Raw genomic sequence first — 26,270 nt, 5'->3', positions numbered from 1 at the left:
GCATGCGGTAGATCGTTTCTCGTCCTTGTCCGCTGCACGCAGCGCGCCGCCGGGCGGGGCCGCCGCTGGCGAAGACAGGGCGGCGGCCCCGCCGTACAGGCGGCGCGCGCCCGCGCCGTGCGCGGGCCTTGAACCCGTAGAGAAGGTTTCTACTCACTCGCCCGAGTGGCATCGGGGATGAGCCGACTGGTGAACCCCTGGGCCTGCAAGCGCTCGTAGGCATCCTGCACGTCCTGCGGAACCTCCTGGCTGATCATGAAGCCCTGGGCGGGATAGACCAGCAGGCGCTGAAGCGCTCCCACGAGCATGTCAACGACGAGACGGGCATCACCGATCGAGCCGATGTAGTCGGCCAGGGTCATGGGCGCCGACGCACTGACGAACTCGGCTTCCGGCCACAGCTTGCGCGCCGTGGCGTGGGCCCGACGCTCCTCGTACGGCTTGCTGACCAGCAGCACGGACGACACGGGGATGCCTTGCTCCTCCAATAGTGCGCGTGAGAAGCGGATGTTCTCCCCGGTGTTCCGGGCGCGCGGCTCCACGAGGATGGCGTCGTCGGGTACGCCCAGCTCGACGGCGCGCTCCCGGTAGTGCTCCGCTTCCCCGCGCGGCATCCGCTCGCGGGTCGTACGGCTGGTGGCTCCCGTGAAGACGACAACAGGCGCCATCCCCTGCCGGTACAGATCGGCGGTGACGTCGGCCACGCCCAGGTCGTGACTGCCCAGGCCGATGACGACGGAGCACGGCCGCGGAGTGTGTCCCATGAGCTGGTAGTCCCAAAGGAGTTGGGCATCCTTCAGGATCGTGTCCGGCAGGGTCATGAGCCCTCCTTCGGCTGCGCCGAGTCCGGCACCTTGAAGTCGTACTCCCACGCGAACCGCGAGGCTGCGTGGATGCCTACGGCGAACTCGACCACGGTCCCGTCTGCCGTGTACGTGGTCCGGTGAAGCTCCATGACCGGCTCACCTGGTGGCAGTTGCAGGAGCTTGGCCTCCTCGGCCGTGGGCACGCGTGCCAACAGTGCTTCCCTCATGTGGTCGATCTCGTACCCCGCGTCATAGAGCACCCTGTAGCCACCGCCCCTGCCGGCGGGTCCGGGCGTCGGGTCGACCAGTCGCGTCCCCTCGACATGCTCCGGCCGGTAGTAGCTGGTCAGGGAGTGGGTCGGCTGCTCACCCTCCTTCACCAGGCGGGCACGGGCATAGACCTCGGAATCTGCTGGGACACCCAGAGCCTCGGCAACCTTGGGCGGTGCCGGGACGCGACTGACTGTCTGGGTCTGCTCGTTGCGGCGGTAGGCACGCCCCGAAGCCACACGGTCGGCAATGAACGCGACCTCGTCACCGTCGCGCCACTTGGCCTTGTCGTAGCGGCCGATGCCGAGACGCTTCAACGGCGTCTGCTCCCGGACGATCGTTCCGTGTCCGCGGGAGGACGTGACAAGACCTTCAGCTTCGAGCGCCTTGTAGGCCGCGTGCACCGTGGATTTCGAGCCTTCGCCTGCTTCGACCAGGTCGCGAATGTGCGGAAGTTGCTGGCCAGGGCCGTACTCGCCGCTTCTGATCCGCTCCGCCAGCCTGTCCGCCAGCTCTCGCCACTTCGGTGCCACGGGGCCTCCTTCTCTACAACGCCAGTGAAGCACAGTCCTAGGACATTGACAGTCCTGGGACTGCGCTACATTCTTATGGCAGGCGCTCGCAGTCCTAGGACAGCGAAGAGGCGTGTGTCCTCGTGCGCGTTGACTCAAGGAGTGGCTATGTCGTCCTTCAAGATCGACACTTCGACCGCTGTCGTGTTCGTCGCCGTGGAGCCGAAGGCGAAGGTCATCAACAAGCAGACCGGTGAGATCGCGGTCGACCGGGAGACCGGCGCGAAGATGATGACGGTCGGCCTGACCATCGCGGATGAGGGTGAGGCGAACCTCTACACCGTCTCGATCCCGGAGACCGGTGTCCCGGAGGGGATCACGCTGGGTATGCCGGTCAAGGTCGTCGGCCTCAAGGCGCGGGACTGGGAGAACACCTTCAACGGTGAGAAGCGGTTCGGTATCGCCTTCCGCGCGGTCGCGCTGGTCGGCCCGTCCGCGAAGGGCTGAGCGGCATGTCGACCACGACGCTTCTCGTCTTAGGTCTGGTGGTGGTCGCCGCGGCCCTGGTGCTGCGGTGGCTTCGGCCGGCCTGGTACTGGCTGAGCATCGGCGTCACGCTCGCCACGCTGCGGGTCGTCGTCCGGTACGTCTCGGTCATGGACGCCTGTGGGCTGACTGTTCCGCCGTCCCGGCTGCGGCTCACGCTCGCCCGGCTCACCAATCGGTCGGCGCCCGAGTCCCGGCCTCCCCGCATCCTGGCCATTCGGCCGACGCGTACCGGGCTGGTGGTTCGGGTGAAGCTTCGGCCGGGGCAGGACGCGTTCGACTTCGCCGCGTCCACGGACCGGCTGCGTCACTCGTTTTCCATGCACAGCGTCACGTCCCGTGAGATCAGGTCCGGTGTGGTCGAGCTGCGGATGACCGGCTACGACGTGCTGGAACGGGTGCAGATGCCCGCCGCCAAGGTCGAGCGGGAAGGGCTCCGCGTCCCGGTCGCGCTGCGGGAGGACGGGGCAGTTCACTACCGCGACTATCAGGAGGTGCCGCACTCGCTGAACCTCGGCGCGACGAAGTCGGGTAAGTCCGTCTACCAACGCCGCCTGGTCAAGGAACTCGCCTCCCGGCACGTCGCGCTGGTGGGCATCGACTGCAAGCAGGGTGTGGAACTCGCCCCGCTGGCCCGCCGGTTCTCTGCGCTGGCCGACAACCCGGACGATGCGGCCGACCTGCTGGAAGCCCTCGTGCTGCGCATGGCGGACACGTATCAGGTGATCCGGCGCGAGCAGCGCATCTCCGCGGACACGGCGGATGAGGAGATCACCGCCGACCTGTGGGGCCTGCCGGAGGAACTGCGGCCGGTGCCGGTCGTCCTCCTGGTGGACGAGGTCGCCGAACTGGCGCTGTTCTCCAACACGGCGGAGAAGAAGCGCCGCGAGCGGATCATCACCGCTCTGGTCCGCCTCGTCCAGCTTGGCCGGGCTGCCGGCATCTACGTGGAGATCTGCGGGCAGCGCTTCGGATCGGAACTCGGGGACGGGATCACGATGCTCCGTTCCCAGCTCACCGGCCGTATCTCGCACCGGGTCAACGATGAAGCCTCGGCCAAGATGGCGTTCGGCGACATCTCCCCCGATGCGGTGCTCGCCACGACGCAGATTCCGGTCGAGCGTCCAGGCCTAGCGGTGGCCGGTGACTCCACGGGTGGCTGGGTCCGCATCCGTACGCCGTTCACGACGATGCGCCAGGCCGTGAACGCCTGCACCGCCAACGCGCACCGCACCCCGGTCCTCGACGGCCTGGAGTCCTTCCGCCCGGTCCTGCCGGACCTGGCCCCGGTCGAGATCCCGGCCCCGGCTTCGGCGGCCAAGCCTCTCACCGCCTGACGCCTGTTCCTCCCTCGGTTGGCGTGACTGCTTCGCGCCATGTCCCTACCCCCGCCATGCCCGAAACGGCTTCCGGGGCCCGGCGACCGGCCCGTGTGCCTCGTCCGGCCCCGGCCCAACCCTCAAGGAGGTGAAGACTCATGTTCCGCTCGATCCGCCTGGACGCCGTCCTCGTGCAAGCCGTGATCGCCGGTGCCCTGTCCTTCGCCCACCTGCACGACCTCGCCGCCGCTGCCGGACAGGACGGCTGGAAAGCATGGGCCTATCCCGTCTCCGTCGACCTGCTGCTCGTCGCCGCCTGGCGACGCCTGCGGACCCTGCGCGCCCAGGGCAAACCCGCCCGCGCGGCGTGGACCTGGTTCGCCGTCGCCCTCGCTGCCTCGCTCGGGGCCAACGTCGCTACCGCGGGCCTGCTCGACCTGAACGACGTGCCCGACTGGCTGCGCATCCTCGTCGCCGGATGGCCCGCCCTGGCCTTCCTCGGCGGCACCCTCCTCGTCCACTCACCCACCATCCCGAACCCTGCGCCTGAGTCTGCCGACCTGGAGCCGCTGCCGGTGGTCGAGCCGGTGACTGTGCCGGCCGAACCGGACCCCGCCCCAGCGGCGGATGCGGTCGAGCCCGCGGAACCGGTCCGGTCTCTCCCCGCTGCACCGCCCGCAGACGTACCGCCTGCCCTGGTCGACCACGCCCGCAAGCTCGCCGATGCCCACCGCGCTACGACCGGCAGCCCGATCGACGCCGCCACCCTGCGCGACCGCCTGGGCCTGCCCAGCCCCATGGCCGACCAGCTCGCCGCCCACCTCGCCTGACAGGAGAACTCCCGTGCGCAACTCGACCCGCCACGCGCTGGAACGCGCCGCCGAACTCACCCGAAAGGGCCGCCTCGTGGAGGCCGTGGCCACGGCGGAAGTCGTGATCAACGCCGCCGACGAATTCGAGTCGGTCGACATCCGCCAGTGGCTCACCGACCACGCCGACGACTTCACCCGAGAGGACTGACCAGCCATGCCCGCCCGCGACTTCTTCCACTCCGTGATGCGGATCGGCCCCGTGCAGATCGGCACCCACAGCGACCGGCACGGACGCACCAAGCACGCCGCCGTCTGCTCCCGCGACAACTGCGGCTGGTCCGCCGACTACTCCACCGCCTCCGCCGCCCAGCTCGCCGCCCGCACCCACCGCTGCCGCGCCAACTAACCCGAGAGGCCCGCCGTGAACGTCGAACTTCCGCTGATCATCCTCGTCGCCATCTTCGGCTACTTCGGCATCAAGCTCATGCGCCCGCCGATCTGGCTCATCGTCGTGCTCCTCCTCGGCGGCTTCCTCCTCGCCGACACCTTCCTCGCCCCCGCCATCGAATCCGGCACCCGCACCGGCGTCGACGCCGTCAACGGGACCACCAAGTAACCCGCCCGGATCCGCCAGAAGGGAGATCCACCATGCTCCGCCCGCGTATCCCGACCATGCCGACCCCGACCGGCATCGTCTCCCCGCTCATCCCCCCGGCCCCCGGCTCGCCCCAGGTCGAGCAGCACCAGACCGCCGCGGCGTGCGCCTGCCAGCACACCGCCCCGGCCCCGGCCGTCGTCCCGGCCCCGGCTGCTCCTTCGGCGCCCGCGGTCCGGCTCACCCCGACCGGCCTCCTGGTCGCCGCGGGTGGCGGTGCCGCGGTCGTCCTGGTCGTCGGCGCGGTCTTGGTCTCCATGCTCCTCGCGGTCGCCGTGACCGCCATGTCCGTCGCGGTCTGCGCCGTGGTGCTGCGCTCCATGGCCAACGGCACCGTGCGCCGTCGCTGACCGGCCCTCCGGGCGGCCCTGAAACCGCCAAGTCTCCGCCGCCCGGACGGCCAGCCCCTACCCGATCTCATCAACCGGAAGGACCACCCATCATGCAGCACCGCCCTGCCCCGGCCCGTATCTGCCCGTCCTGCGACGGCTTCGCCTCCGCCTCGATCACCCTCGGCGGACGGGACCGCAACGGCCAGCGCCGCACCATCACCGCCCACTGCCGCACCTGCCACGGCACCGGCACCGTCCCGCCCCTGCGCCAGCTGCTCAACAACGCCGCCGACGCCGCGTTCACGAGCTGACCGCCATGGCGGACCTCGCCCCCACCGCCGACCAGCCCGGGGTGCACGTCGCGAAACCCGCCCGGGACTTCCCCGCCACCGGCTCCTACGCCTGTTGCTGCGGTGCCACTGGCCGGGCCAGGGGTGACGACAACGTCCGGGACCTGGTCGCCGAGTGGATCGACCACCGCAACACCTGCCCCCACCGCTAACCCCGCCGGGGCACCGGCCGCGACCGCACTTCGGCCGGCCGGTACCCCGCCCCCTATTCCGACCTTCGAGAGGAGGACTTGCCTTGACCATCACGACACCGCCGCCGCTGCGTGACCTCGCCTTCCTCGCCTCGCTCGGCACCATGCCCGGCCTCATGCGCCAGCTCCGCGGCCTCGGCGGCTGCACCACCCCGATCCGCCTCGACGGCCACCGCACCGACGTCCACACCACCACCGGCGAGATCCTGCACCACCTCACCGCGGCCGACCTGCCCGCCGGGAACCTCCTCGTGCGCTGCAACAATCGCCGCACGACCCGCTGCCCGGCCTGCGCCGAGACCTACCGCCGCGACACCTATCAGCTCATCACCGCCGGACTCCGCGGCGGCAAGGGCACCCCCGACCGTGTCGCCACCCACCCCCGCGTGTTCGCCACCTTCACCGCCCCCAGCTTCGGCCCCGTCCACAACCGCCCCACCCGCGGCCGCTGCCGCTGCGGCACCACCCACGCCGAGGACGCACCGGAACTCGGCACGCCGCTCGACCCGGAACGCTACGACTACGAAGCCGCCGTCCTCTGGAACGCGCACGCCTCCAAGATCTGGGCCCGCTTCTCCATCTACCTGCGCCGCGAAGTCGCCAAGCGCGCCGGACTCTCCCAACGTGCCTTCAAGGAGCACGCCCGCGTGTCCTTCGCCAAGGTCGCCGAGTACCAGCGTCGCGGCGCGATCCACTTCCATGCCGTGATCCGCCTCGACGGCCCCGAAGGCGGCGATACACCACCCCCGGCCTGGGCCACCGCCGAACTCCTCGCTGACGCCATTCGCGCCGCCGTGACCGCTGCCGATGTGCCCGGCCCGGTAATCGACGGCCGCGCCCACACGTTCGCCTTCGGCCGCCAGCTCGACATCCGCCCCATCCGCTCCGCCGACTTCGATGGCGGCACCGAACTCACTGAGCGGGCTGTCGCGGCCTACATCGCCAAGTACGCCACCAAAGGAGCAGAGACCGCGACCGGCACCCTCGACCGCCCCATCAAGTTCCTCGCCGAACTCGGCCGCAAGTCCATCCCCGAACACGCCCGCCGACTCATCCGCACCGCCTGGACCCTCGGCGCCCGAAAAGACCTGGAAGACCTCCGGCTCCGCGCCTGGGCCCACATGCTCGGCTTCCGCGGCCACTTCTCCACCAAGACCCGCCGGTACTCCACCACCCTCGGCGCACTCCGCACCGCCCGCGCCGAATGGCAACGCCTCCAAGCCGCGATCGCCCGCGGCGACCAGGCCGTGCCGGCCGAACCGCAGGACGAGGACACCACCCTCGTCCTCGCGCACTGGACCTTCGCCGGAACCGGCCTCGGCCGCGCCGAGGAATGGCTCGCCGCCTCACTCACACCCGACAGCACCGACATGGAAGGAGCCGCAGCATGACCACCGCCCCCGCCGAACTGCTGACCGTGCCCGAGGTCATGGCTCGACTGCGGCTCGGACGTTCCACGGTCTACGACCTGATCCGGTCGCGCCGACTGACCTCCATCACCATCGGCCGCGCCCGGCGTGTACCGGCGGACGCCCTGCGTGACTTCATCGTCCGTGAGATCGAGGAGGCTGCCTGATGGCGTCCCAGCGCAAGCGCAACCCCAACGGCGCGGGCACGATCACCAAGCGCAAGGATGGCCGCTATCAGGCCGCTGTGTACGTCCTCCAGCCGGATGGCACCCGCGCCCGGAAGTTCGCCTACGGCAAGACCTGGGCCGAGTGCGACGCCAAGCGCCGCGAACTCCTCGACAAGGTCGACCAGGGCGTGCCCGTGCCGACGCGTTCGGCCAGGCTCTCCGAGTGGCTGCCGTACTGGTTGGACAACGTCATCAAGCCGCGCCGCAAGCTCAGCACGTACGACAAGTACGAGGCGCACGTCCGGCTGTACCTCGTGCCCATGCTCGGCTCGAAGCGGCTCGAATCCCTGGGCGCTGCCGACGTTCGGCGCTTCGTCGTCCAGCTGGAGAACAAGACCACCGCGGCCACCGCCAAGGAATCGCACCGGGTGCTGCGCACCGCCCTGACGGCGGCCTGCCGCGAGGAGCTGGTCACCCGCAACGTGGCGAGCCTCGTCGAGCCGCCCCGGGCAAAGTCCCGGGAGTTGAGCCCCTGGTCGCTTGACGAGACGCTGGACTTCCTCGCTGCCGCTCGAAAGGACCCGCTGTACGCGGCCTTCGTCCTTGCCATCGCCATGGGCCTGCGACGGGGCGAGATCATCGGTCTCCGCTGGGTCGACATCGACCTGGACAAGCGCGTGCTCTACGTCCGCCAGCAGACCCAGCGTCGCCGCGGCGTCCTCTACAACGACGACCCCAAGGGCCGCCGTCGCCGGGCCGTGCCGCTTCCGGCGATGTGCATCGCGCCGCTCCGCTGGCACCGGATGCGCCAGGCCGCTGCCAAGCTGCGCGCGGGGGAGTCGTGGGATGAGGGCGGCTACGTCTTCGCCACCCGGAACGGCCGACCGGTCGAGCCGCGCAACGTGTATCGGTCCTTCACCCGGGTCGCCGACTCCGCCGGCCTTCGCGTCATCCGCTTGCACGACGCCCGGCACGGCTGCGCCACCTTGCTCACTGCTGCCGGGGTCGCTCCTCGCGTCGTGATGGAGATCCTCGGGCACAGCCAGATCAGCATCACCATGGACGTCTACACACACGTCGTCCAGGACACGCAGCGGGAGGCCATCAGCCACATGGACCGGCTGCTCAAGAGGCGGCCTGGCCGTGAGTGACTGCCCCCGTTGATGTCAGAAGCTGATGTCAAAGGCCCCGGACCATGATCGGTCCGGGGCCTTTTGGCTGGTGCCCCCGGCAGGATTCGAACCTGCGACACCCGCTTTAGGAGAGCGGTGCTCTATCCCCTGAGCTACGAAGGCGGGGCTCTGACGGAGATCGTTCCAGAACCCTGCCCGGACGGGCGGTGGGCCTTGGACCGGCCTTCGACAGATTGTGGCGGTCCGCCTGGTGAGGGCTGGGCCACCGCCGACAGTGTAGCGGGTGACGTGCGGTGCCCACCCGGGGTTCCGGCGGGACCTGCTGCGGCGACGGGCGAGTCGTGCCTGAGTGGGGGCAGGAGGTGGCTATAGGCGTGCGGGGCGAGGCTGATCACGGGGCGCTCAAGGCGGGGGCGGCGACGGGGGCCGTTCCGGGATTCGTCGGATGCGAGGTTCGGGATGGCAGGTCCTGGCCTCGGCGGTGATGTCGGACATCAAGAGCGTGTGAAGACTGCCGGGATCCGGCAGTGCATTGCCGGATGCGAGGTGGGAACCTTCGCGTACTCGAGAATTCCGACACGGGACGGGGTGTGCGGACATGGGGTGGTTTCTCGGTCTCGGGATTGCCGGTCTTGCGCTCCTTGCTCTGTCCCTGCTGTTCGACGGGGTGCTCGAAGGCGCCTTCGACGGGTTGAGCGGCGGTCTGGACGGAGTGCTGTCGCTTCCGGTGATTGCCGGATTCGTGTCGATGCTCGGCTTCGCCGGAGCGATCACGCTGGGTGCCACTGGCCTCGGCGCCGCGGTCGCCACCGGTGTGGGTGTGCTGGCCGGACTGGGTGCCGGGTGGCTGACCTGGCGGTTCAGCCGGGCCCTGATGCGTGACCGCGGTTCGGCCGCCCCGCGTGGTGAGGATCTTGTCGGCAGCGCCGGGACCGTCGTGACCGGGATTCCCTCCGTCGGCTACGGCGAGGTGCTGGTCCATCTCGGCGGGCAGCCCGTGAAGCTCGCCGCGAAGAGTGCCGCCCCGGTGGCACGCGGTACGGAGGTGTGGGTGGAGTCGGTGCTCACCGCCTCGTCCGTGCTGGTCCGTGCCGTGGAGCGCTGAGCGCCGCACCTGCCCGCCCCCGTCCTGTTCTCTCCCTTTTCCACTCACACTCACGTTCCACTCAAGGGGATTCGCCATGAGCCCTGTACTCATCGCAGTGGTGGGAGTCGTCGTACTCCTCGTGCTGCTCGCCCTCGTCGTCATCACGCGGTACAAGGTCGCCGGTCCCAGTGAGGCGTTCATCATCACCGGCAGGCGCGGCAAGACGTCGACCGATCCGGCCACCGGCCGGGTGTCCACCGACAACAGTGGGCAGAAGGTCGTGGTCGGCGGCGGTGTCTTCGTCGTGCCCTTCGTCCAGCAGAAGTTCACCCTCGACCTGTCCAGCCGGCACATCCCCGTCGCGGTTCGAGGGGCGGTCACCCTGCGGGGCGTGAAGGCCCATCTCGAGGGTGTCGCGATCGTCAAGGTGGGCGGGACCGAGGATTCGATCCGGGCAGCGGCCCAGCGGTTTTTGATGCAGCAGGACGGCATCGTCGGCTTCACACAGGAAGTGCTGTCCGGCGCGCTGCGTTCGATCGTGGGCCGTATGTCGGTCGAGGACATCATTCGCGACCGGGCCGTGTTCGCCGGGCAGGTCGCGGAGGAGGCGGAGGCCAGCCTGTCCGGTCAGGGTCTGGTCCTCGACGCCTTCCAGATCCAGGACATCACCACCGAGGGCTCCTACCTCGAGGACCTGGGCCGGCCCGAGGCCGCCCGTGCCAAGCAGGAGGCGGACATCGCCGAAGCGGTGGCGAGGCGCGCGTCCGAGCAGGCCCGGCTGAAGGCCGAGGAGGAGATCGCGATCGCCCAGCGGACGTTCGCGCTCAAGCAGGCCGAGATCAAGGCTGAGACGGACGAGGCCGCGGCGAAGGCCGCCGCTGCCGGACCGCTCGCCGAGGCCGACCGGCAGCAGGCGATCCTGAGCGAGCAGGAGAAGGTCGCGGAGCGCCAGGCGGCCCTGACCGACCGGGAATTGGACACCAAGGTGCGCAAGCCCGCCGACGCGGCCCGCTACCAGGCCGAGCAGGAGGCCGAGGCTCGTCGGATCGCCCTCGTCAAGGAGGCGGAGGCCGACGCCCAGCGCTCCCGGCTGACCGGTGAGGGCGAGAAGGCGCACCGGGCCGCGCTCGCCGATGCCGTACGCATCGAGGGTGAGGCGGAGGCCGCGGCCATCGCCGCGAAGGGCTCGGCCGAGGCGCAGGCCATGCAGAAGAAGGCCGACGCGTTCGCCCAGTACGGCGACGCCGCTGTCCTGCAGATGCTCGTCGAGGTTCTTCCGCAGGTCGTCGGCAAGGCTGCAGAGCCGCTGTCGGCCATCGACAAGATGACCGTCATCTCCACCGACGGTGCCGGCCGGCTGCCGCGGGCTGTGGCCGACAACGTCACCCAGGGCCTGGAACTCCTCACGTCCACCACGGGGGTCGATCTCGCACAGCTCCTCCAGGGCATCACACAGAAGAAGAGCGCTCCCGCCGAGAACGGAGCGATCGAGATCACCGACTAGCGCTGGACGGGGCGCGGTTGTCATGAGGACGAACTTCGAGGCACACGCCGGTCCGGCCTCGGTCCTGGGCGTGTCCGCGTTGCCGCCGCCCGCTCCCGCCCCCGTCATGGGGGAGCGGGACGCGGCCTTCGGCCGGCGTTCCCCCGAAGCGACGCCGGGCGGGCGACGGTGACCGGCACTGTCCGGCCGGCGTCGCCCACCCGTAGCCGGCGGATACGCCGGCTGCGCCGCCAAGGGATGTTCGCCCTGTTGTCCGGGGCAGTGTCCCTTCTCATCGGCATCCTGCTCATCGGGGTGATGCTGCCCCAGGCAGTGGCCGAGGAGGCGGACTTCAGGGCCGCCGCCCCCTGCCCGCCGGCCACGACCACGCAATGGACGGATTGCGTGCAGGCTGCCTGGTTCACCGTGGAGGAAGTCGAACTCCGCAAGGGAAGAGGAGCGACCAGTTCGGTGATGCTCGCCGGGCCGCCTGCCTGGAGCGGCCGCGCCGACTTCGAGAGCGAGAACCCACTGCTGCGCCGGCTCCTGCCGGGAGAACAGGTGGCGGGCACGGTCTGGCGCGGTGAGATCGTGGCGGTCTCCGCGCAGCGAAGGAGCCAGAGGACATCGGCCCATCCGGTCGGCGATTCCCTCCTCGTCGCCGGGCTCGGTGTCGCTCTGACCCTCGCGGGCGGGCTCGGACTCTACGCGGCCCGCTGGTGGATCAGGCGCCCGCACGACTGTGTGCACCGGACTCCCTCACCGTTGGCCGTCGCAGGATGGATCGCGGGCGGCCTGGGCTCGTACTCGATCGTCCTCATGCTGGTGCTGCGCGCCCATGACGCGCCTCTGTGGCTCCTTGCGGGGCTCTGGGCGGCGGCGGGACTGCCGGCCTGCGGTACGGCAGCGATCCTCATGCGCTCGGCGGTGGGCAGGGCAGGCGGATTGCCCGCCGGCCGCAGCGGTCGTACTCCGTGAACAGGCAGCGGCTCAGGGGTTGTTTGCCGGATCCCGGCAGCCGGAGAGCGGCCGACCTGTCTGTCAAAGGGTCTGTCGGGACCGGATAAGGGCCGTGTAAGGTCCGTACCGGAGTGCCGGGAAGCCTGGTCGGCGAACAAGGGACAGTTGTCTTTGCCGATCGGGGGATTCCATCGTGGTGCTCGTCGCAGTTTTCGGAGTCGCGCTGCTCATCGCCGTACTCCTGTCGGGGCTCGCGGCCCGTACCGTCCTTTCGACGTCCTTCCTCTTCCTCGTCGGCGGTGCGCTCGTCAGTGACGGCTTCCTCGGCCTGATCCACATCACGCCCGAGAGCGACATCGTCTCGGTCACCGCGGATCTCGCGCTGTTCGCCGTGCTGTTCACCGACGGCATGCACGTCTCCTTTCCCAAGCTGCGTGCCAACTGGAAGAACCCGGCCCGCGCCCTGGGACTGGGCATGCCACTGGCGTTCGTCGGCATGGCCGTGATCACCCACTATCTGGTGGGGCTGGACTGGACGACCTCGTTCCTCGTCGGTGCCGTTCTGGCGCCCACTGACCCGGTGTTCGCCTCCGCGATCGTGGGACGCAAGGAAGTCCCGTCCAAGCTGCGGCAGTTGCTCAACGTGGAGAGCGGCATCAACGACGGTCTGGCCCTGCCCATCGTCCTGATCCTCATCGCGGCGGCCGGCCCCACGGCCGGTCATGCCGAGGCGTCGCTCGGCGCGATCGCCCTGGAACTCGGCCTGGGGCTCGTGTTCGGTGTCGTACTGCCGCTGGTGGTCGTAGCCCTCCTGCGCTTCCGGCTGCTGGGCGCCGAGCCGAAGCTGCAGCCGCTGCTGCCGCTCGCGATCGGCGTCATCCTCTACGGGCTGTGCCACCTCACCCACGCCAACCCCTACCTCGCGGCCTTCTCCGCCGGTGCCGTGCTCACCGCCGTTTCCCCGGAGGCGAAGTCCGCGTTCGAGCCGCTGGGCGAGGCTCTGGCCGAGCTGGCCAAGTTCGCGGCGCTGCTGGTCTTCGGCGCGCTGTTGACGCCGCAGCTCTTCGGTGACCTGTCCGTCGGCGGCTACATCGCCGTGTTCCTCGCGATCGTGCTGATCCGCCCGGCGTCGCTCCTGATCTCGCTCGTCGGCACCCGCTTCGACCGTCGGGAGAGGCTGGTCGCCGCGTGGTTCGGCCCGAAGGGCTTCGCGTCAGTGGTGTACGGACTGCTGGTGCTCCAGGCGGGCATTCCACAGGGCCATGAGGCGTACACCCTGATCGCCGTGTGCATCGCGGCCTCGATCATCGCGCACAGCAGCACCGACGTCCCGATCGCGCGGCTCTTCCACGTCGACGATCTGGCAGGCATCCCCGGTGACGGAACCGCGGAGGACGGTCGGCAGAGTTCTGACGCCTCGAAGGCGGATCTGTGAGCGGACGGTCTCTCCCGCCACTGCCCGGAGGTGCTTCGGGCAGTGGCGGAGTTCCGGTTGGCCGTGTGTGCCGTGAACGGGATGCGGGGCCCCCGCATCCCGATTGCTGATGTCCGGCAGTCCGCAGCTGCTCAGGTGGCCGTCGAGCTGACGACGAGTGGCACCGAGCCATGAGGGACTGCCGGGATCCGGCAGATTCAGCGGACGAATGAGTTCCCGGTGGGAACAGTGTGCGTGCAGCACTGCGCCGATACCTTCACTCACGGAACGAGCAGGCGCGAACGGGCCGCCGTTCCCTTGCCGATACAGGCACGGACACCGGACCCACCTGCTGAGGAGCACCTGTGAACGACAACCATGAGCCCGTGTTCAAGCGCAGCCGGTGGGGAACCAGCCGGTACGTCTACAACCCGAACAACCCGGTCGGGCTGGCCCTGATCATCATCAGCCTGGCCTTCGCCGTCATCATGATGATCATGATGGAGAACAGGGCGGGTCCGTTCGCCCCTCCGGAGCGGGAGGAGTGGAACTCTCCGACGTCGGTGGAGTACGACTGGTCCCCTCCCACGCCGACCTACAGCAGCGAACCGTAGACGGGCCGGGCCCGGCAGGCGGCCGCCGGGAGACGACCTTGACGGGGTCAGGGGGGCGGCATAGCGTCGCGCGCACGTACTGAGCAAGCGCTTTGAGAGGGCCGATCGTGCCGCACTCGTACCCCGACGCAGCCCTCACCGCCCCCGGGGCCCCCTTCGCCGTCGTACGTGGCGAGGACGGAGGACTGCTGTACGAGAACGGGCCTCGCACGCTCCGGGAGTTCGTCGAGACGACGTGGGCGTACGGGGACCGGCCGTTCCTGGTGGCGGAGAGCGGGACGTACACCTACGGGGAGTTCTTCGCAGCCGCCTCGGCACTCGCCGGGCGGCTCGTCGACTCGTACGGGCTGCGGCCGGGGGACCGGGCCGCCGTCGCGATGCGCAACCACCCCGAGTGGCAGATCGCGTTCTGGGCGGCCCAGCTGGCCGGGCTCGTCGCCGTGCCGCTCAACGCCTGGTGGACCGAGGACGAGCTGGCGTACGCGCTGGACGACTGCACCCCGAGGGTGCTGTTCGTCGACGGGGAGCGACTGCCGCGAGTGGCGAGGTGGGCGGCGGCGCACCGCGTCCGGACGGTCGTCTTCCACCACGACGGGGACGTGGCCGAAGGCATTGGGGGCGTCGAACGCTACGCCGACTTCGACGCCCCCGATCCCCTCGCCGCGCCGCCCGCCGTCGACGTGGCGGCGGAGGCCGATGCCACGATCATCTACACGTCGGGCACCACCGGCCGGCCCAAGGGCGCCGTCGCCACCCAGCTCGCACAGGCCGGTGCGGCACAGCATCCCCGCTACCACGCGACCGCCTCGGCGCTCGGCCGCGGTGTGCTGCCGGGACAGGGCGCGACCCCTGTCACGCTGATGACCTTCCCGTTCTTCCATGTGGCCGCGTTCACCACGCTGTACGCGATGATGGGCGTCGGCGGCACGCTCGTACTCATGCGCAAGTGGGACGCCGGCGAGGCGCTCGCGCTGATCGAGGAACACGGGGTCACCTACTACTCGGGCGTCCCGGCGACAGCGCTCCAGCTCCTCGACGCCGCCGAGCGGGCCGGCTCCGAGCTGGCCACACTGACCAACCTGAGCACCGGCGGGGCCGCCGCGCCGCCCGACCTCGTGGCGCGGCTGACAGCTGCGTACGGGCGTCGGATCGAGCCGCGCAACGGGTACGGGTTGACCGAGACCAGCGGGGGGATGCTGGCGAACTTCGGTGACGGGTATCGCGAGGACCCGGGCAGCGTGGGCCGGCCCGCGCCCGCCGTCGAGGTGCGGATCGCGGGACCGGGCGGCGAGGTGCTGCCCGAGGGCGAGGTCGGTGAGTTGCTGCTGCGCGGCCAGGGGCTGATGCGCGGCTACTGGCGCGACGAGCGGGCGACCGCCGAGGCGTTCGACGGCGGCGGCTGGTTCAGGACCGGGGACCTCGCGACGGTGCGGGAGGGCCGGGTCGCCGTCGTGGACCGGATCAGGGACATGGTGATCCGGGGCGGGGAGAACGTGTACTGCGTGGAGGTGGAGGCGGTGCTGCACGACCACCCGGACGTCGTGGACGCCGCTGTGCTCGGCGTGCCGCATCCGGTGCTCGGCGAGGAGGTCGCCGCCGTCGTGCAGCTGCGGGCCGACGCCGCGGTCACCGCCGAAGGGCTTCGGCAGCACGTCGGCCGGACACTGGCGGCCTTCAAGGTGCCCGCCCATGTGCTGGTCCGTGAGGAGCCGCTGCCGCGCAATCCGACGGGCAAGATCCTCAAGCGGGTTCTCAGGGAGTCGCTCGGGACCGCGTGATCACGAGCGGGTGTGCCGCGCGGATCACGAGCGGGTGATCCGTACCCGGTAGACGCCGTCCTGGTCCTCGTCGACCACCGCAATGCGCACACCGTTCTCGCGGTCGGTGAAGGACTGGCCCGGCCGGTAGGGGGCGTCGGACAGTTCGGCGTGGACGTTGGGCTGCCGGGTGCAGCCGCCGCTGTCGCCGTCGCTGTCGGACACGGTCACCGGCCCCTGTCCCGTGTCCACGTCGGACTTCACACGGTAGATCAGTACGCCGGCCTCGCACACGTGGTCGTCGTTGCCCGCCCGGGTGCGTACCTCGACCGCGTAACCGGTCTTCTCGTCCAGCGGCACGATCGCCATCTTGGAGCCGCCTCGCCTGGCGAGCGGGGTGAGCGCGTACTCGGTCGTGCCGGGCGCTGCGGCGCAGTTGATCTGGCTGTTGTCGAGCCAGCCGAGCTTCCACTTGTGCCAGCCCAGCAGGTCGTTGTTGGCACCCCAGTCCTCGGACATGATGTCCCAGTGGCCGACCGCGCCCCCGCCGCTCGCGGTGTAGAGGTCGGGCAGTCCGAAGACATGGCCGTTCTCGTGAGGCAGGACGCGGTAGCCGGTCTCGGAGTACGACCCGGAACCGTCGTCCTGGCGGCTGTAGACGAAGGACGTGTTGGCGAGCGGTACACCGTCGGCGGTCGGCGCCTGTTCGTTGCCGGAGAACGTCACGGACAGCACGGTGTCCAGGGCGGACGGCCCGGCGTTGGGCGTGACCAGGACGTTGACCAGGTCGTAGGCGTCGAAGTCCACCTTCGGGTCGGCGACGGACACCAGGTCCTCGACCAGTTGCCGGTATCCCGGTTCGTAAGGGGAGCCGCGCTCTATCCCGTAGGCGGCGAACGGTTTCGGCATCCGCAGCCAGCTGCTCACGGGGGCGTGCGGACGGTAGCTGAGGCGGCCGTACGAGCTGGTGGCGAACCATTCGGAGGTCTGCGGGAAGAACTCCGCGAGCCGGTCGAGGGCCGAGCCGCTGCCCTCCGCGTCGGGGAAGTCGATCATCAGGTTGAGGGCGCGGACGATGCCGGTGGAGCGGGTGTAGCCGGTCGGGGTGGGCAGGCCCTCCGACATCTGGACGCCGACGGCCGAAGGGATACGGCAGGGTCCGAGGCCGACGGCGTTGGGCGCGGCGCTCGGCCCGGCGAAAACGCGGTCGGGGGCGGGGACGGTCCCGCTTCCCGTGGTCAGGGCGGCGAGCGCGAGCGCCGAGAGGGCGGCGAGTCCACCGAGTCTGCCCCGTGTTCGTATCCGGTGGCGGGTCTGCTCCATGCGATCGCCTTCGGGGCCGCGGCAGCAGGCCGGACCCTGGCTGCGCTCTGATCGTCAGCCTGTGTCGGGTGGTGACGGGGCGCGCGCCGGGTGGGCCGATCGTGGGTTTTTCCGAGCGCGGTGCATATGTGGCTCAGGTCACAGCACGTGCGGGAAATAACCGGGGATCGTTTCCCCGTTTGAACCCGTGTCCCCGCGAAACGGGGAAGCCGTCCCCGCTTGAGGGTCGGTCCGCGAGGGCCGCCCCCCGAGGGGGGAACCATCGGGGGCATGAGCCTCGGGTCGAGAGCAAGGAAGGGAAGTGGAGCCGTGACCGCCGCCACCGAGACGCGCCGCACGCCGCGCCCCAGGGCAGACGCCCTGCGCAACCGTGAGCGGATCGTGTCGGCCGCGCGCGAGATGTTCGTCGAGTTCGGACCCGACGTCCCGCTCGACGAGATCGCCCGCCGCGCCGGAATCGGAAACGCGACGCTCTACCGGCACTTCCCCGAGCGCGTGGTCCTCATCCGTGAGGTCGTCCTCGCCGTCATGTCGCGCATCACGGAGCAGGTGGACGCGGCTTCGGCCGACGAGTCCGACCCCTTCGCCGCGCTGCGCCGCTTCGTGCACGCGGCGGCCGACGAGCGGATCGGAGCCCTGTGCCCGATGCTCTCCGGCGCCTTCGACACCGACCACCCTGATCTGCACATCGGACGCGAGCGACTCGAGGAAGCCGTGCGCGGTCTCGTCGAGGCGGCGCAGTCCGCGGGCAGGATGCGTACCGACGTCGCCGTGGGCGATCTGTTGGTGGCGCTCTCCCAGCTCACCCGGCCGCTGCCGGGCACCGCCTGCCCGAACATGGACCGGTTCGTCCATCGCCATCTGCAGCTGTTCCTGGACGGACTCGAGGCGCCCGCGCGCTCCGAACTGCCGGGCGCCGCGGCGACCCTGGAGGACCTCCGGATCACCTCGTGACGCCGTAACTCCCCCCGATCTTCTCGGCCTTCTGGACCTTCTCGATCTTCGACTTCTTTGAATCTCGACCTCTTCGACCCTCGACTCCCCGCACTCCCTCGACTCCCCGCACTCCCTCGACTCCCCGCACTCCCTCGACTCTCCGCACTCCTTCGACTTCCCGGGCTCCCGGGCTCCGGGCCTCGCCCGCGGGCCCGGACCCTTCACGCCACTTCGCTTCATCTCGCTTCACCCGCGTACCGCGTGACCTCCCGTTACCCATTAGGTGGACAGACGTATGCCAAAAACAGCCGATATTTCACTTCCTGACCCGAGTCGTTGGAAAGCGCTCGTCTTCATAGCGCTCGCCCAGCTGATGGTGGTGCTGGACGCGACGATCGTGAACATCGCGCTCCCCACCGCCCAGCAGGACCTCGGAATCTCCGACGCCAACCGGCAGTGGGTCATCACCGCCTACGCCCTCGCCTTCGGTGGACTGCTGCTCTTCGGCGGCCGCATCTCCGACCTGTGGGGCCGTAAGCGCACCTTCATCGTCGGACTGCTCGGCTTCGCCGCGGCCTCCGCGCTCGGCGGTGCCGCGGGCGGTGAGGCGATGATGCTCGGTGCCCGTGCCCTGCAGGGTGTCTTCGGCGCGCTGCTCGCGCCCGCCGCGCTCTCGCTGCTCGCCGTGATGTTCACCGACGCCAAGGAGCGCGCCAAGGCCTTCGGCATCTACGGTGCGATCGCCGGTGGCGGTGGCGCCGTCGGCCTGATCCTGGGCGGCTTCCTCACCGAATACCTGAACTGGCGCTGGACGTTCTACGTCAACATCCCGTTCGCGGTCGTCGCCGCCGTCGGCGCGTACCTGGTGATCCGCGAGCCCGAGGGTGCGCGCAACCGTGCCTCCCTGGACATTCCCGGTGTCGTGCTGTCCACGCTCGGCCTGGTGGCGCTGGTGTACGGCTTCACCCGCGCCGAGTCCGCCGGCTGGTCGGACGGCCTGACCGTGAGCATGTTCGTCACCTCCGCGGTGCTGCTCACCGCGTTCGTCCTCACCGAGGCGAAGGTGAAGTCGCCGCTGCTGCCGCTGCGCGTCCTGACCGAGCGCAACCGCGGTGGTGTCTACCTCTCGCTGGGCCTCGCCATCATCGCGATGTTCGGGCTCTTCCTCTTCCTCACGTTCTACCTGCAGGTCGTGAAGGGCTACTCGCCCGTCATGACGGGCTTCGCCTTCCTGCCGATGATCGCGGGCATGATCACGGGCTCGACCCAGATCGGTGCCCGGCTGATGACCCGTGTGGCGCCGCGCCTGCTGATGGGCCCGGGCTTCGTCCTCGCGGCGGCCGGCATGCTGCTGCTGACGCAGCTGGAGGTCGACAGTTCCTACGCGGCTCTGATCCTTCCCGCGCAGCTGATGCTCGGACTCGGCATGGGTACGGCGTTCATGCCGGCGATGTCGCTGGCCACGCACGGCGTGAACCCGGCGGACGCCGGCGTCGCCTCCGCGATGGTGAACACCTCGCAGCAGGTGGGCGGTGCCATCGGCACGGCCCTGCTCAACACGATCGCGGCCTCGGCCACGACCTCGTACGTCGCCTCGCACGCCGCCGGTGCGGCCGACCCGAAGCTGCTGGAGCTCCAGGGCATGGTGCACGGCTTCTCGTCGGCGATCTGGTGGGCGGTCGGCATCCTGGCGGCCGCTGCGACGATCGCGTTCACGCTCATCAACACCGGGCGTCCGCAGGCCGGTTCGGTCACGGCGGCTTCTGCCTCCGGTGAGGGTGCCGGCGCGGAGGACGAGATCAAGGTTCCCGTCGTCGCGCACTGAGCCGCGCGAGCGGCAGGTCGTACGCGCGTGAAGAAGGGCCCCGCCCGGGTGCGGCACCCGGGCGGGGCCCTCGCGCGTCGCGGGTCATCTGAGCCAGGGCAGGTCCGCGGGTCATCTGAGCCAGGGCAGGTCCGCGCCGGTGTCCTGGGGCTGCAGCCCCTCCGCCATCAACGACATGATCTCCCCGAGCTGTTCGACCTGCTGGGGAGTGAGTCGGTCGAACATCGCCTGCCGTACGGCCTCCACATGGCCGGGAGCGGTCCGTTCGAGCACACCGAGGCCCTCGTCCGTGAGCACCGCGTTCTGGCCGCGCTTGTCGGAGGGGCAGTCCTCGCGGCGCACCCAGCCGTTCTTCTCGAGCCGGGCGACGGCGTGCGAGAGGCGGGACCGGGTGATCTTGGCGTCGATGGCCAGCTCGGTCATCCGCTTGCGGTGGCGGGGGGCCTGGGAGAGCTGGACGAGCAGGCCGTAGTAGATGTGCGGCATACCCGCGTCGCGCTGCAACTGGCGGTCGAGGTGGTCCTCGAGGAGGGTGGTGGCGTGGAGGTACGCGCGCCAGACGCGCTGTTCCTCGTCGCTCAGCCAGCGTGGACCGTGACTGTCCTCACCATTGGGTGCCCTGTTCATGTATCCCACTCTACGACCCCATTCTTGAAAGTTGAACTAAATGGGGCTACGGTTGGGGCGAGCTTGAAAGTTCAAGCTTCAGGCTCGCATCTTTCCAGGTTCGCAATCGACCAGGTTCAGTACCCCGGGAGCCGACCGTCATGAATGCCGCCACAGCAGCGCCACAGCGCATGCCCGCCCTCTACCTCTCCCACGGCGCCCCGCCACTGGCCGACGACCCGGTCTGGCCCGGGGAGCTGTCCGCCTGGTCGGCGTCCCTGCCCCGGCCCAAGGCGATCCTGATGGTGTCCGCCCACTGGGAAGAGGCGCCGCTCGCACTCGGCGCGACCCGGACCGTGCCGCTGGTGTACGACTTCTGGGGCTTCCCCGAGCACTACTACCGCGTCCGCTACGGCGCGCCCGGTGCTCCGGCCCTCGCCGACTCCGTGCGCAAACTGCTGCGCCGCGCCGGCACGCCCGTGCAGGACATCCCCGACCGGGGCCTGGATCACGGCGCCTACGTACCGCTCGTCGAGATGTACCCCGGCGCCGACATCCCCGTACTGCAGATCTCCATGCCGACGCTCGACCCGCAGAAACTGCTGGAGATCGGACGCAGGCTCGCACCGCTCAGGGACGAGGGTGTGCTGATCGTCGGCAGCGGATTCTTCACGCACAACCTCGCCGCGCTGCGTCACGAGGGGATCCCCGGCTGGTCGGCCGAGTTCGACGACTGGGGCCGGCGGGCGCTCGCGGACGCCGATGTGGACGCGCTGCTCGACTTCGAGCACAAGGCACCGGCGGGCAGGCTGGCCCACCCGCGGACCGAGCACTTCGCACCGCTCTTCGTCACGCTGGGGGCGTCGGAGGCGGAGGTCGGCAGCGGGCGCAGTGTGATCGACGGATTCTGGATGGGGCTGGCGAAGCGGTCGCTGCAGTTCGGCTGAGCCCTGCTGAGCTCTGCTGGACCCTGCTGGGCTTTCGGGGGTCGGGCGGGGCAAAGCGGGGCGGCGCCGGGCGGGTGTCGGGCGCGGGGGTGCGGCGCGCTCGCGCTGTTCAGTCCAGGCGCTTCTCGAACCAGGCCACGTCCCAGTACCTGCCGAACTTCCGGCCCACCTCCTCATACGTCCCGACGTGTCGGAAGCCGAAGCGGGTGTGCAGCCGGACCGACGCCTCGTTGGGCACCGCCACGCCCGCGTACGCGCGGTGCAGGTCCTCGCCCGCCAGGGCCTCGAAAAGCGCCTTGTAGAGAAGGGTGCCGATGCCGCGTCCGGCGGCCTCCGGCGCGCAGTAGACGCTCACCTCGACAGACGTCGAATAGGCCGGCTTGGGGCGGAAGGGGCTGCTGGTGGCGTAGCCCAGGATTGCGCCTGCCGGGCCCGCTCCCGGCCGGGCTGCCGGATTCGATCCGGCAAACCGGACATCCTGAGCAACCAGAAGCCGGTGCGGGCCGTCTTCAGGGTGGGAGTGCAGCCATGAGCGGCGCTGCTCAGGGGTGAAAACCGTGGTGTCGAACGTGACGGGGGTCTCACGGACGTAGTGGTTGTAGATGTCCGTGAGGGGCTCGAGGTCGGCCTCCGCGCCCGCCCTGACCTGCACCTCCGCGTGTTCCGCCGACATCCGTCCTCCCTGGGGTGGCCGCACAGGGTACTGCATGATCGCGGAAATCGATGCACCCGATGGGAATTCTGTCCGGATTCCAGTCGTTGTTTCCTTCGGATGCAGGGCACCCGGGAGGGTGTCGCGACCTACTCAGCAAGGGAGCTCGCATGGCAACCCGTGCCGTCGCCCGCCGACAGTCCGACTCCGGTGGGGCGACAGACAGGGCAAGCAGTGTTCGCGCCGTGGGCGGGGAGATCGCCGACCGCGACCTGGTCGGCATGTACCTCGACGAGATTGCGCGTACGCCACTGCTCGACGCCGCCAAGGAGGTCGAGCTGTCCCAGACGATCGAAGCAGGTGTCTACGCCCGCCAGATCCTCGACGAGACCGTCGCACCCGCCGCTGCCGCGGCGGGGAAGAGCGGGACCGGCGATGCCACGCGCGAGGAGCTGGAGGCGCTGGCCGATGCGGGCGAGCGCGCCAAGGACGTCTTCATCCGCTCCAATCTGCGCCTCGTCGTCGCCGTCGCCCGGCGCTACCCGCGCAGCGGACTGCCGCTGCTCGACCTGATCCAGGAAGGGAACGCAGGCCTGGTCCGCGCGGTCGAGAAGTTCGACTACGCCAAGGGATTCAAGTTCTCCACGTATGCGACGTGGTGGATCCGCCAGGCGATCACCCGCTCCATAGCCGACCAGTCCCGCACCATCCGGCTCCCCGTCCACCTGGTGGAGGAGCTCGGCCGCATCCGCCGTGTCCAGCGCGAGTTCAACCGGGAGAACGGCCGGGACCCCGAGCCCGCCGAGATCGCGGGCGAACTGGGCTCGACGGCCGAGCGGATCACGGATGTCCTCGACTGGGCCCGTGACCCGGTCAGCCTGAACATGGCGGTGGACGACGCGGGCGAGACCCAGTTCGGTGACCTGCTGGAGGACACCTCCGCGGTGTCGCCGGAGCAGTCCGTGCTCACGCTGCTGCGCAGTGAGGAACTGGGCGGCCTGATCGGCAAGCTCGACAACCGCACAGCGTCCATCATCCGGATGCGTTACGGGATCGAGGACGGCCGGGAGCGCACGCTGACCGAGGTCGGCAAGGAACACGGCCTCACGCGCGAGCGGATCCGCCAGATCGAGAAGCACGCGCTGCTCGAACTCAAGCGGATGGCCCGCGACACGGGCTTCGAGCCGGCCGCGTAACGGCGGTTGGCCCAGGCCACGCCTCCGGCCGGCCGAGGTGCGGGCCGCCCCGAGCCCGTGCCGTGTGCCTCGCAGCCCGGTTCCGGCACGGCTCAGCCCCCTCCTGGGGCCCGTTCCCCGGAGCCCCGCCCGGGGCCCGAGCAGATCCTGCGCCGGTACGGCGCGCGAGCTCACCCTGTCCGAGCGGGTACCGCCCCGTCCGAGCGGGTACCGCCCCGTCCGAGCGAGCGGGTGCCGCCCGCCCGTTGGCCCGCCGCCTGGCCTGTTGGCCCGCTGTGGCCCGCTCCTTAGCTGCCGTCCGCCCGGCCCGGCGTCAGGGCCCGTTGCTCCGCCGTATCAGGCCGTGGCTCTGGCGAGGCGTGTGGCGAGTTCCGTCATGTAGACGTGCAGCGGCTGCGGCCCGTGGACGGTGAACTCGCAGTCCACCAGCGCCAGTCGAAGCGCCAGCCACTCGACCGAGTCCGCCGACCGTGTCAGCAGACGGCAGCTGCCCTCGCCCGTCGGGGCGGGCGCGCCCAGGTGTTCCGGCAGACGTGCCGCCACGAATGACGCCGGTGCCTCGAAGCTCACATCGACCTCGTGCTCCTGCTGCTGACGCGACTGCGAGTGGCCCAGCAGCTCCGCGGCATCACCGACCGGTGCCTCTCGAGGCGTGAACCGCGCGCCTGTCGCGAACGGCTCCGTCACCCGGTCCACCCGGAACGTGCGCCAGTCCTCCCGCCCGATGTCGTATGCGACGAGGTACCACCGCCGGCCCGTCGACACCAGACGGTACGGCTCCACCTGCCGCCGGGTCTCTGCGCCGTCCCCCGCCCGATAGGCGAAGCGGAGCCGCTCGCGCGCCGTCACGGCGCCCGCGATGACGGTCAGCGTCTCCGGGGCGATCGTCGCGCCGTCGCCCCTGGTGAGGGGGAGTGTCGCGGCCTGGAGCGTGGTGACCCGGTACCGCAGCCGGGACGGCAGCACCTGTTCCAGCTTGGCCAGCGCCCGTACGGACGCTTCCTCGATGCCCTCGATCGCGTGCCCCGCCCCGGCCCGCAGACCGACCGCGATCGCCACGGCCTCCTCGTCGTCCAGCAGCAACGGCGGCATCGCCGCACCCGCCACCAGGCGGTAACCGCCGACGGCGCCTTTGGTCGCTTCCACCGGATAGCCCAGGTCGCGCAGCCGGTCGATGTCGCGACGGATCGTGCGCGGGCTGACGTCCAGTCGCTCGGCGAGCTCGCTGCCGGGCCATTCCCGCGGAGTCTGGAGAAGCGAGAGCAGATTCAGAAGTCGTGCCGGAGTGTCCGTCATGTTCTTCAGGATGCCCGCCATCTAGGACATGTTCTGACCTATACGCGATCTAGTTTCGTCCCATGAGTTCACAGCAGCCCGCCGGGGCAGAAACGGCAGCCGTACCGCAGGACGCGTCCGACCGCCGCCGCTGGATCGCCCTGGCGATCGTCATGACCGCCGCTTTCATGGATCTGGTCGACGTCACCATCGTCAACATCGCGATCCCCAGCATCGAGCGGGACCTCGGCGCGTCGTTCGGCGCGATCCAGTGGATCACCGCCGGATACGCGCTCGCCTTCGCCGCCGGCCTGATCACGGGCGGCAGGCTCGGTGACATCTACGGCCGCAAGCGGCTGTTCCTCATCGGCATCACCGGCTTCACAGTCGCCTCGGCGCTCTGCGGATTCGCCGTGGGGGAGGAGATGCTCGTCGCCGCGCGACTGCTGCAGGGCGCGGCCGCCGCGATGATGGTGCCGCAGGTACTGGCGATCGTCCACGTCACCTTCCCGGCGCACGAACGCGGCAAGGTCTTCGGCCTGTTCGGCGCCGTCGTCGGCCTCGGCGCGGTGTCCGGCCCGCTGCTCGGCGCGCTGCTCACCCAGTGGAACCTCTTCGGCCTCGAGTGGCGGCCGATCTTCCTCATCAACCTGCCGGTCGGGATCGCGGGCCTCGTCCTGGGGCGGAAGTTCATCATCGAGTCCCGTGCGCCGAAGGCGCTCAGGCTCGACCTCGTCGGCGTCCTGATGGTCACGCTCGCCCTGCTGATGCTGATCTACCCGCTCACCAGGGGACGCGAGCTGGGCTGGCCTCTCTGGGGACACCTGTGCATGGCCGGCAGCCTGCTCGTCTTCGCCGCCTTCGTGGCGTACGAGAAGCACAAGACGCGCAAGGACGGCTCACCGCTGGTCGAACTGTCACTGTTCAAGGTGAAGAGCTTCGCCGCCGGTATCGCCGTACAGCTCACCTTCGGAGTCGTGATGGGGATCTTCTTCCTCGTCTGGACCCTCTACATGCAGATCGGGCTCGGCTGGAGCCCGCTGAAGGCGGGACTCACCGGAGTACCGTTCTCGATCGCCGTCTCCGCGGCGGCCGGCCTGTCCGTGCAGCTGCTGGTGCCGCGCTTCGGGCGCAAGGTGCTGCAGGCGGGAGCGGCCGCCATGGCCGCCGGACTGGCCCTCTACATCTGGGAGGCCGACCGGTACGGCACGGCCATCCACTCCTGGCAGATGATCCTGCCGCTGGTCGTGATGGGTGTCGGCATGGGGCTGATCGTCGCACCGCTCACCGACGCCGTGCTCTCCGAAGTGCCGCGTGAGCACGCCGGATCGGCGTCCGGCCTGATCAACACAACCGGGCAGATGGGCACCGCGCTCGGCCTCGGGCTGGTGTCGCTGGTGTTCTTCGGATCGATCGACGAGGCCAAGCCCGCGCCGGACGCCATGGGGCCCGCCTTCGTCGAGGCCTTCGAGAACTCGCTGTGGTGGGTGGCGGCGGTACTGGGCGTCATCTTCCTGGTTATGTTCGCGCTGCCGGCGCGGCCGAAGCAGCACGTGGAGGGCGGCGCCGCGGAGGACGGAGCGGAACTCCCTGTGCGGCAGCAGCCCGGCCAGGAGTTCGAGCCGGACGCCGAGCCGGAAGCGGAGCCGGACGCCGAGCCGGAGCCGGTGCTCTCGCGCTGACCGGACCTCTC

General features: G+C 70.0%; 29 protein-coding genes and 1 tRNA gene. 23 read left to right on the top strand and 7 right to left on the bottom strand.

The annotated features are described in order from the left end of the window. Positions 1-149 precede the first annotated feature (149 nt). Positions 150-821, bottom strand: coding sequence for a YdcF family protein (locus ACFYV1_RS18590; RefSeq protein ID WP_389396571.1), 672 nt, complete (start codon positions 819-821; stop codon positions 150-152). Beyond that, positions 818-1,609, bottom strand: coding sequence for a GntR family transcriptional regulator (locus ACFYV1_RS18585; protein ID WP_389396570.1), 792 nt, complete (start codon positions 1,607-1,609; stop codon positions 818-820). Before ACFYV1_RS18585 ends, ACFYV1_RS18590 begins: the two co-directional genes overlap by 4 nt. Before the next feature lie 147 nt (positions 1,610-1,756). Here ACFYV1_RS18585 and ACFYV1_RS18580 point away from each other — a divergent pair, with 147 nt between their 5' ends. From ACFYV1_RS18580 to ACFYV1_RS18525, 12 genes are all read left to right on the top strand, one after another. Beyond that, entirely contained in the window at positions 1,757-2,095 is a 339-nt protein-coding gene (locus ACFYV1_RS18580; protein ID WP_389396569.1) for a hypothetical protein, read from the top strand. A 5-nt stretch (positions 2,096-2,100) separates the two neighbouring features. Continuing rightward, positions 2,101-3,471: an FtsK/SpoIIIE domain-containing protein gene (locus ACFYV1_RS18575; RefSeq protein ID WP_389396568.1), complete on the top strand. Its 1,371-nt coding sequence runs from the start codon at positions 2,101-2,103 to the stop codon at positions 3,469-3,471. Between the two features lie 140 nt (positions 3,472-3,611). Then, the gene (locus ACFYV1_RS18570; RefSeq protein WP_389396567.1) at positions 3,612-4,283 is read left to right on the top strand and encodes a DUF2637 domain-containing protein; all 672 of its coding nucleotides are present in this window, start codon (positions 3,612-3,614) and stop codon (positions 4,281-4,283) included. A gap of 13 nt (positions 4,284-4,296) precedes the next feature. Beyond that, positions 4,297-4,473 (top strand): hypothetical protein, encoded by a 177-nt coding sequence (locus ACFYV1_RS18565; RefSeq protein WP_389396566.1) that lies wholly within the window; start codon positions 4,297-4,299, stop codon positions 4,471-4,473. Positions 4,474-4,479: 6 nt separating this feature from the next. Continuing rightward, positions 4,480-4,671, top strand: coding sequence for a mobile element transfer protein (locus tag ACFYV1_RS18560; protein ID WP_389396565.1), 192 nt, complete (start codon positions 4,480-4,482; stop codon positions 4,669-4,671). Positions 4,672-4,686: 15 nt separating this feature from the next. Beyond that, a complete protein-coding gene (locus ACFYV1_RS18555; protein ID WP_389396564.1) occupies positions 4,687-4,881 on the top strand; it encodes a hypothetical protein in 195 nt (64 codons plus the stop codon). 32 nt (positions 4,882-4,913) lie between these two features. Then, on the top strand, positions 4,914-5,270 hold the full coding sequence (locus ACFYV1_RS18550) for a SpdD-like protein (protein WP_389396563.1): 357 nt from the start codon (positions 4,914-4,916) through the stop codon (positions 5,268-5,270). Positions 5,271-5,362: 92 nt separating this feature from the next. Beyond that, complete coding sequence (locus ACFYV1_RS18545; RefSeq protein WP_389396562.1) at positions 5,363-5,563, top strand: hypothetical protein; 201 nt, start codon at positions 5,363-5,365, stop codon at positions 5,561-5,563. A 5-nt stretch (positions 5,564-5,568) separates the two neighbouring features. Next, positions 5,569-5,754, top strand: coding sequence for a hypothetical protein (locus ACFYV1_RS18540; RefSeq protein ID WP_389396561.1), 186 nt, complete (start codon positions 5,569-5,571; stop codon positions 5,752-5,754). Positions 5,755-5,897: 143 nt separating this feature from the next. Continuing rightward, on the top strand, positions 5,898-7,184 hold the full coding sequence (locus ACFYV1_RS18535) for a replication initiator (RefSeq protein WP_389396896.1): 1,287 nt from the start codon (positions 5,898-5,900) through the stop codon (positions 7,182-7,184). Then, positions 7,181-7,369, top strand: coding sequence for a helix-turn-helix domain-containing protein (locus ACFYV1_RS18530; protein ID WP_389396560.1), 189 nt, complete (start codon positions 7,181-7,183; stop codon positions 7,367-7,369). Before ACFYV1_RS18535 ends, ACFYV1_RS18530 begins: the two co-directional genes overlap by 4 nt. Continuing rightward, on the top strand, positions 7,369-8,520 hold the full coding sequence (locus tag ACFYV1_RS18525; protein WP_389396559.1) for a tyrosine-type recombinase/integrase: 1,152 nt from the start codon (positions 7,369-7,371) through the stop codon (positions 8,518-8,520). Before ACFYV1_RS18530 ends, ACFYV1_RS18525 begins: the two co-directional genes overlap by 1 nt. A gap of 68 nt (positions 8,521-8,588) precedes the next feature. Here the strand turns inward: ACFYV1_RS18525 and ACFYV1_RS18520 are convergent. Continuing rightward, a tRNA-Arg gene (locus tag ACFYV1_RS18520) sits at positions 8,589-8,664 on the bottom strand. Positions 8,665-9,100: 436 nt separating this feature from the next. On the opposite strand from ACFYV1_RS18520, the gene ACFYV1_RS18515 reads away from it, so the two are divergent. From ACFYV1_RS18515 to ACFYV1_RS18490, 6 genes are all read left to right on the top strand, one after another. After that, complete coding sequence (locus tag ACFYV1_RS18515; RefSeq protein ID WP_389396558.1) at positions 9,101-9,607, top strand: hypothetical protein; 507 nt, start codon at positions 9,101-9,103, stop codon at positions 9,605-9,607. 76 nt (positions 9,608-9,683) lie between these two features. Then, positions 9,684-11,093, top strand: coding sequence for a flotillin family protein (locus ACFYV1_RS18510; RefSeq protein ID WP_389396557.1), 1,410 nt, complete (start codon positions 9,684-9,686; stop codon positions 11,091-11,093). 261 nt (positions 11,094-11,354) lie between these two features. Continuing rightward, positions 11,355-12,050 (top strand): hypothetical protein, encoded by a 696-nt coding sequence (locus ACFYV1_RS18505; RefSeq protein WP_389396556.1) that lies wholly within the window; start codon positions 11,355-11,357, stop codon positions 12,048-12,050. Positions 12,051-12,225: 175 nt separating this feature from the next. Further along, complete coding sequence (locus ACFYV1_RS18500; RefSeq protein WP_389396555.1) at positions 12,226-13,467, top strand: cation:proton antiporter; 1,242 nt, start codon at positions 12,226-12,228, stop codon at positions 13,465-13,467. Positions 13,468-13,811: 344 nt separating this feature from the next. Next, positions 13,812-14,060, top strand: coding sequence for a hypothetical protein (locus ACFYV1_RS18495; RefSeq protein ID WP_389396915.1), 249 nt, complete (start codon positions 13,812-13,814; stop codon positions 14,058-14,060). Positions 14,061-14,167: 107 nt separating this feature from the next. Beyond that, positions 14,168-15,838 carry a class I adenylate-forming enzyme family protein gene (locus tag ACFYV1_RS18490; protein ID WP_389396554.1) on the top strand — a complete coding sequence of 557 codons (1,671 nt, stop codon included), beginning with the start codon at positions 14,168-14,170 and terminating at the stop codon, positions 15,836-15,838. 24 nt (positions 15,839-15,862) lie between these two features. Here ACFYV1_RS18490 and ACFYV1_RS18485 read toward each other — a convergent pair whose 3' ends face one another. Continuing rightward, a complete protein-coding gene (locus ACFYV1_RS18485) occupies positions 15,863-17,140 on the bottom strand; it encodes a M6 family metalloprotease domain-containing protein (protein ID WP_389396553.1) in 1,278 nt (425 codons plus the stop codon). Positions 17,141-17,410: 270 nt separating this feature from the next. Here ACFYV1_RS18485 and ACFYV1_RS18480 point away from each other — a divergent pair, with 270 nt between their 5' ends. Together ACFYV1_RS18480 and ACFYV1_RS18475 are read left to right on the top strand one after the other, a co-directional pair. Then, complete coding sequence (locus ACFYV1_RS18480; protein ID WP_389396552.1) at positions 17,411-18,094, top strand: TetR/AcrR family transcriptional regulator; 684 nt, start codon at positions 17,411-17,413, stop codon at positions 18,092-18,094. A 277-nt stretch (positions 18,095-18,371) separates the two neighbouring features. Continuing rightward, positions 18,372-19,901: an MFS transporter gene (locus ACFYV1_RS18475; RefSeq protein ID WP_389396551.1), complete on the top strand. Its 1,530-nt coding sequence runs from the start codon at positions 18,372-18,374 to the stop codon at positions 19,899-19,901. A 111-nt stretch (positions 19,902-20,012) separates the two neighbouring features. Here ACFYV1_RS18475 and ACFYV1_RS18470 read toward each other — a convergent pair whose 3' ends face one another. Next, complete coding sequence (locus tag ACFYV1_RS18470) at positions 20,013-20,537, bottom strand: MarR family winged helix-turn-helix transcriptional regulator (protein WP_389396550.1); 525 nt, start codon at positions 20,535-20,537, stop codon at positions 20,013-20,015. A gap of 131 nt (positions 20,538-20,668) precedes the next feature. Between ACFYV1_RS18470 and ACFYV1_RS18465 the strand changes: the two genes are divergently transcribed. After that, positions 20,669-21,454 (top strand): dioxygenase, encoded by a 786-nt coding sequence (locus tag ACFYV1_RS18465; RefSeq protein ID WP_389396549.1) that lies wholly within the window; start codon positions 20,669-20,671, stop codon positions 21,452-21,454. 109 nt (positions 21,455-21,563) lie between these two features. Here the strand turns inward: ACFYV1_RS18465 and ACFYV1_RS18460 are convergent, their stop codons facing one another. Further along, positions 21,564-22,127, bottom strand: a complete 564-nt coding sequence (locus ACFYV1_RS18460; RefSeq protein WP_389396548.1) for a GNAT family N-acetyltransferase — start codon at positions 22,125-22,127, stop codon at positions 21,564-21,566. Positions 22,128-22,276: 149 nt separating this feature from the next. Between ACFYV1_RS18460 and ACFYV1_RS18455 the strand changes: the two genes are divergently transcribed. Beyond that, positions 22,277-23,302: an RNA polymerase sigma factor RpoD/SigA gene (locus tag ACFYV1_RS18455; RefSeq protein ID WP_389396547.1), complete on the top strand. Its 1,026-nt coding sequence runs from the start codon at positions 22,277-22,279 to the stop codon at positions 23,300-23,302. A 336-nt stretch (positions 23,303-23,638) separates the two neighbouring features. On the opposite strand, the gene ACFYV1_RS18450 is transcribed toward ACFYV1_RS18455, so the two are convergent. Further along, positions 23,639-24,598, bottom strand: coding sequence for a helix-turn-helix transcriptional regulator (locus ACFYV1_RS18450; RefSeq protein ID WP_389396546.1), 960 nt, complete (start codon positions 24,596-24,598; stop codon positions 23,639-23,641). Positions 24,599-24,660: 62 nt separating this feature from the next. On the opposite strand from ACFYV1_RS18450, the gene ACFYV1_RS18445 reads away from it, so the two are divergent. Further along, positions 24,661-26,259 carry an MFS transporter gene (locus ACFYV1_RS18445; RefSeq protein WP_389396545.1) on the top strand — a complete coding sequence of 533 codons (1,599 nt, stop codon included), beginning with the start codon at positions 24,661-24,663 and terminating at the stop codon, positions 26,257-26,259. The last annotated feature ends 11 nt before the right edge of the window (positions 26,260-26,270 follow it).

It is taken from the genome of Streptomyces sp. NPDC003023, from assembly GCF_042888225.1.
Lineage (GTDB): Bacteria > Actinomycetota > Actinomycetes > Streptomycetales > Streptomycetaceae > Streptomyces.
The sequence above is the reverse complement of the archived record's forward strand: the minus strand, read 5'-3'. Positions and strand labels throughout refer to the sequence as shown.

Bases quoted from the DNA above. Each gene is read 5' to 3' on its own strand.
- ACFYV1_RS18445 (WP_389396545.1), top strand. From the start codon at position 24,661: ATGAGTTCACAGCAGCCCGCCGGGGCAGAAACGGCAGCCGTACCGCAG.
- ACFYV1_RS18550 (WP_389396563.1), top strand. From the start codon at position 4,914: ATGCTCCGCCCGCGTATCCCGACCATGCCGACCCCGACCGGCATCGTC.
- ACFYV1_RS18590 (WP_389396571.1), bottom strand. From the start codon at position 821: ATGACCCTGCCGGACACGATCCTGAAGGATGCCCAACTCCTTTGGGAC.
- ACFYV1_RS18475 (WP_389396551.1), top strand. From the start codon at position 18,372: ATGCCAAAAACAGCCGATATTTCACTTCCTGACCCGAGTCGTTGGAAA.
- ACFYV1_RS18515 (WP_389396558.1), top strand. From the start codon at position 9,101: ATGGGGTGGTTTCTCGGTCTCGGGATTGCCGGTCTTGCGCTCCTTGCT.
- ACFYV1_RS18455 (WP_389396547.1), top strand. From the start codon at position 22,277: ATGGCAACCCGTGCCGTCGCCCGCCGACAGTCCGACTCCGGTGGGGCG.
- ACFYV1_RS18465 (WP_389396549.1), top strand. From the start codon at position 20,669: ATGAATGCCGCCACAGCAGCGCCACAGCGCATGCCCGCCCTCTACCTC.
- ACFYV1_RS18570 (WP_389396567.1), top strand. From the start codon at position 3,612: ATGTTCCGCTCGATCCGCCTGGACGCCGTCCTCGTGCAAGCCGTGATC.
- ACFYV1_RS18525 (WP_389396559.1), top strand. From the start codon at position 7,369: ATGGCGTCCCAGCGCAAGCGCAACCCCAACGGCGCGGGCACGATCACC.
- ACFYV1_RS18540 (WP_389396561.1), top strand. From the start codon at position 5,569: ATGGCGGACCTCGCCCCCACCGCCGACCAGCCCGGGGTGCACGTCGCG.
- ACFYV1_RS18450 (WP_389396546.1), bottom strand. From the start codon at position 24,598: ATGACGGACACTCCGGCACGACTTCTGAATCTGCTCTCGCTTCTCCAG.
- ACFYV1_RS18545 (WP_389396562.1), top strand. From the start codon at position 5,363: ATGCAGCACCGCCCTGCCCCGGCCCGTATCTGCCCGTCCTGCGACGGC.
- ACFYV1_RS18510 (WP_389396557.1), top strand. From the start codon at position 9,684: ATGAGCCCTGTACTCATCGCAGTGGTGGGAGTCGTCGTACTCCTCGTG.
- ACFYV1_RS18480 (WP_389396552.1), top strand. From the start codon at position 17,411: ATGAGCCTCGGGTCGAGAGCAAGGAAGGGAAGTGGAGCCGTGACCGCC.
- ACFYV1_RS18530 (WP_389396560.1), top strand. From the start codon at position 7,181: ATGACCACCGCCCCCGCCGAACTGCTGACCGTGCCCGAGGTCATGGCT.
- ACFYV1_RS18580 (WP_389396569.1), top strand. From the start codon at position 1,757: ATGTCGTCCTTCAAGATCGACACTTCGACCGCTGTCGTGTTCGTCGCC.
- ACFYV1_RS18575 (WP_389396568.1), top strand. From the start codon at position 2,101: ATGTCGACCACGACGCTTCTCGTCTTAGGTCTGGTGGTGGTCGCCGCG.
- ACFYV1_RS18560 (WP_389396565.1), top strand. From the start codon at position 4,480: ATGCCCGCCCGCGACTTCTTCCACTCCGTGATGCGGATCGGCCCCGTG.
- ACFYV1_RS18535 (WP_389396896.1), top strand. From the start codon at position 5,898: ATGCCCGGCCTCATGCGCCAGCTCCGCGGCCTCGGCGGCTGCACCACC.
- ACFYV1_RS18485 (WP_389396553.1), bottom strand. From the start codon at position 17,140: ATGGAGCAGACCCGCCACCGGATACGAACACGGGGCAGACTCGGTGGA.
- ACFYV1_RS18460 (WP_389396548.1), bottom strand. From the start codon at position 22,127: ATGTCGGCGGAACACGCGGAGGTGCAGGTCAGGGCGGGCGCGGAGGCC.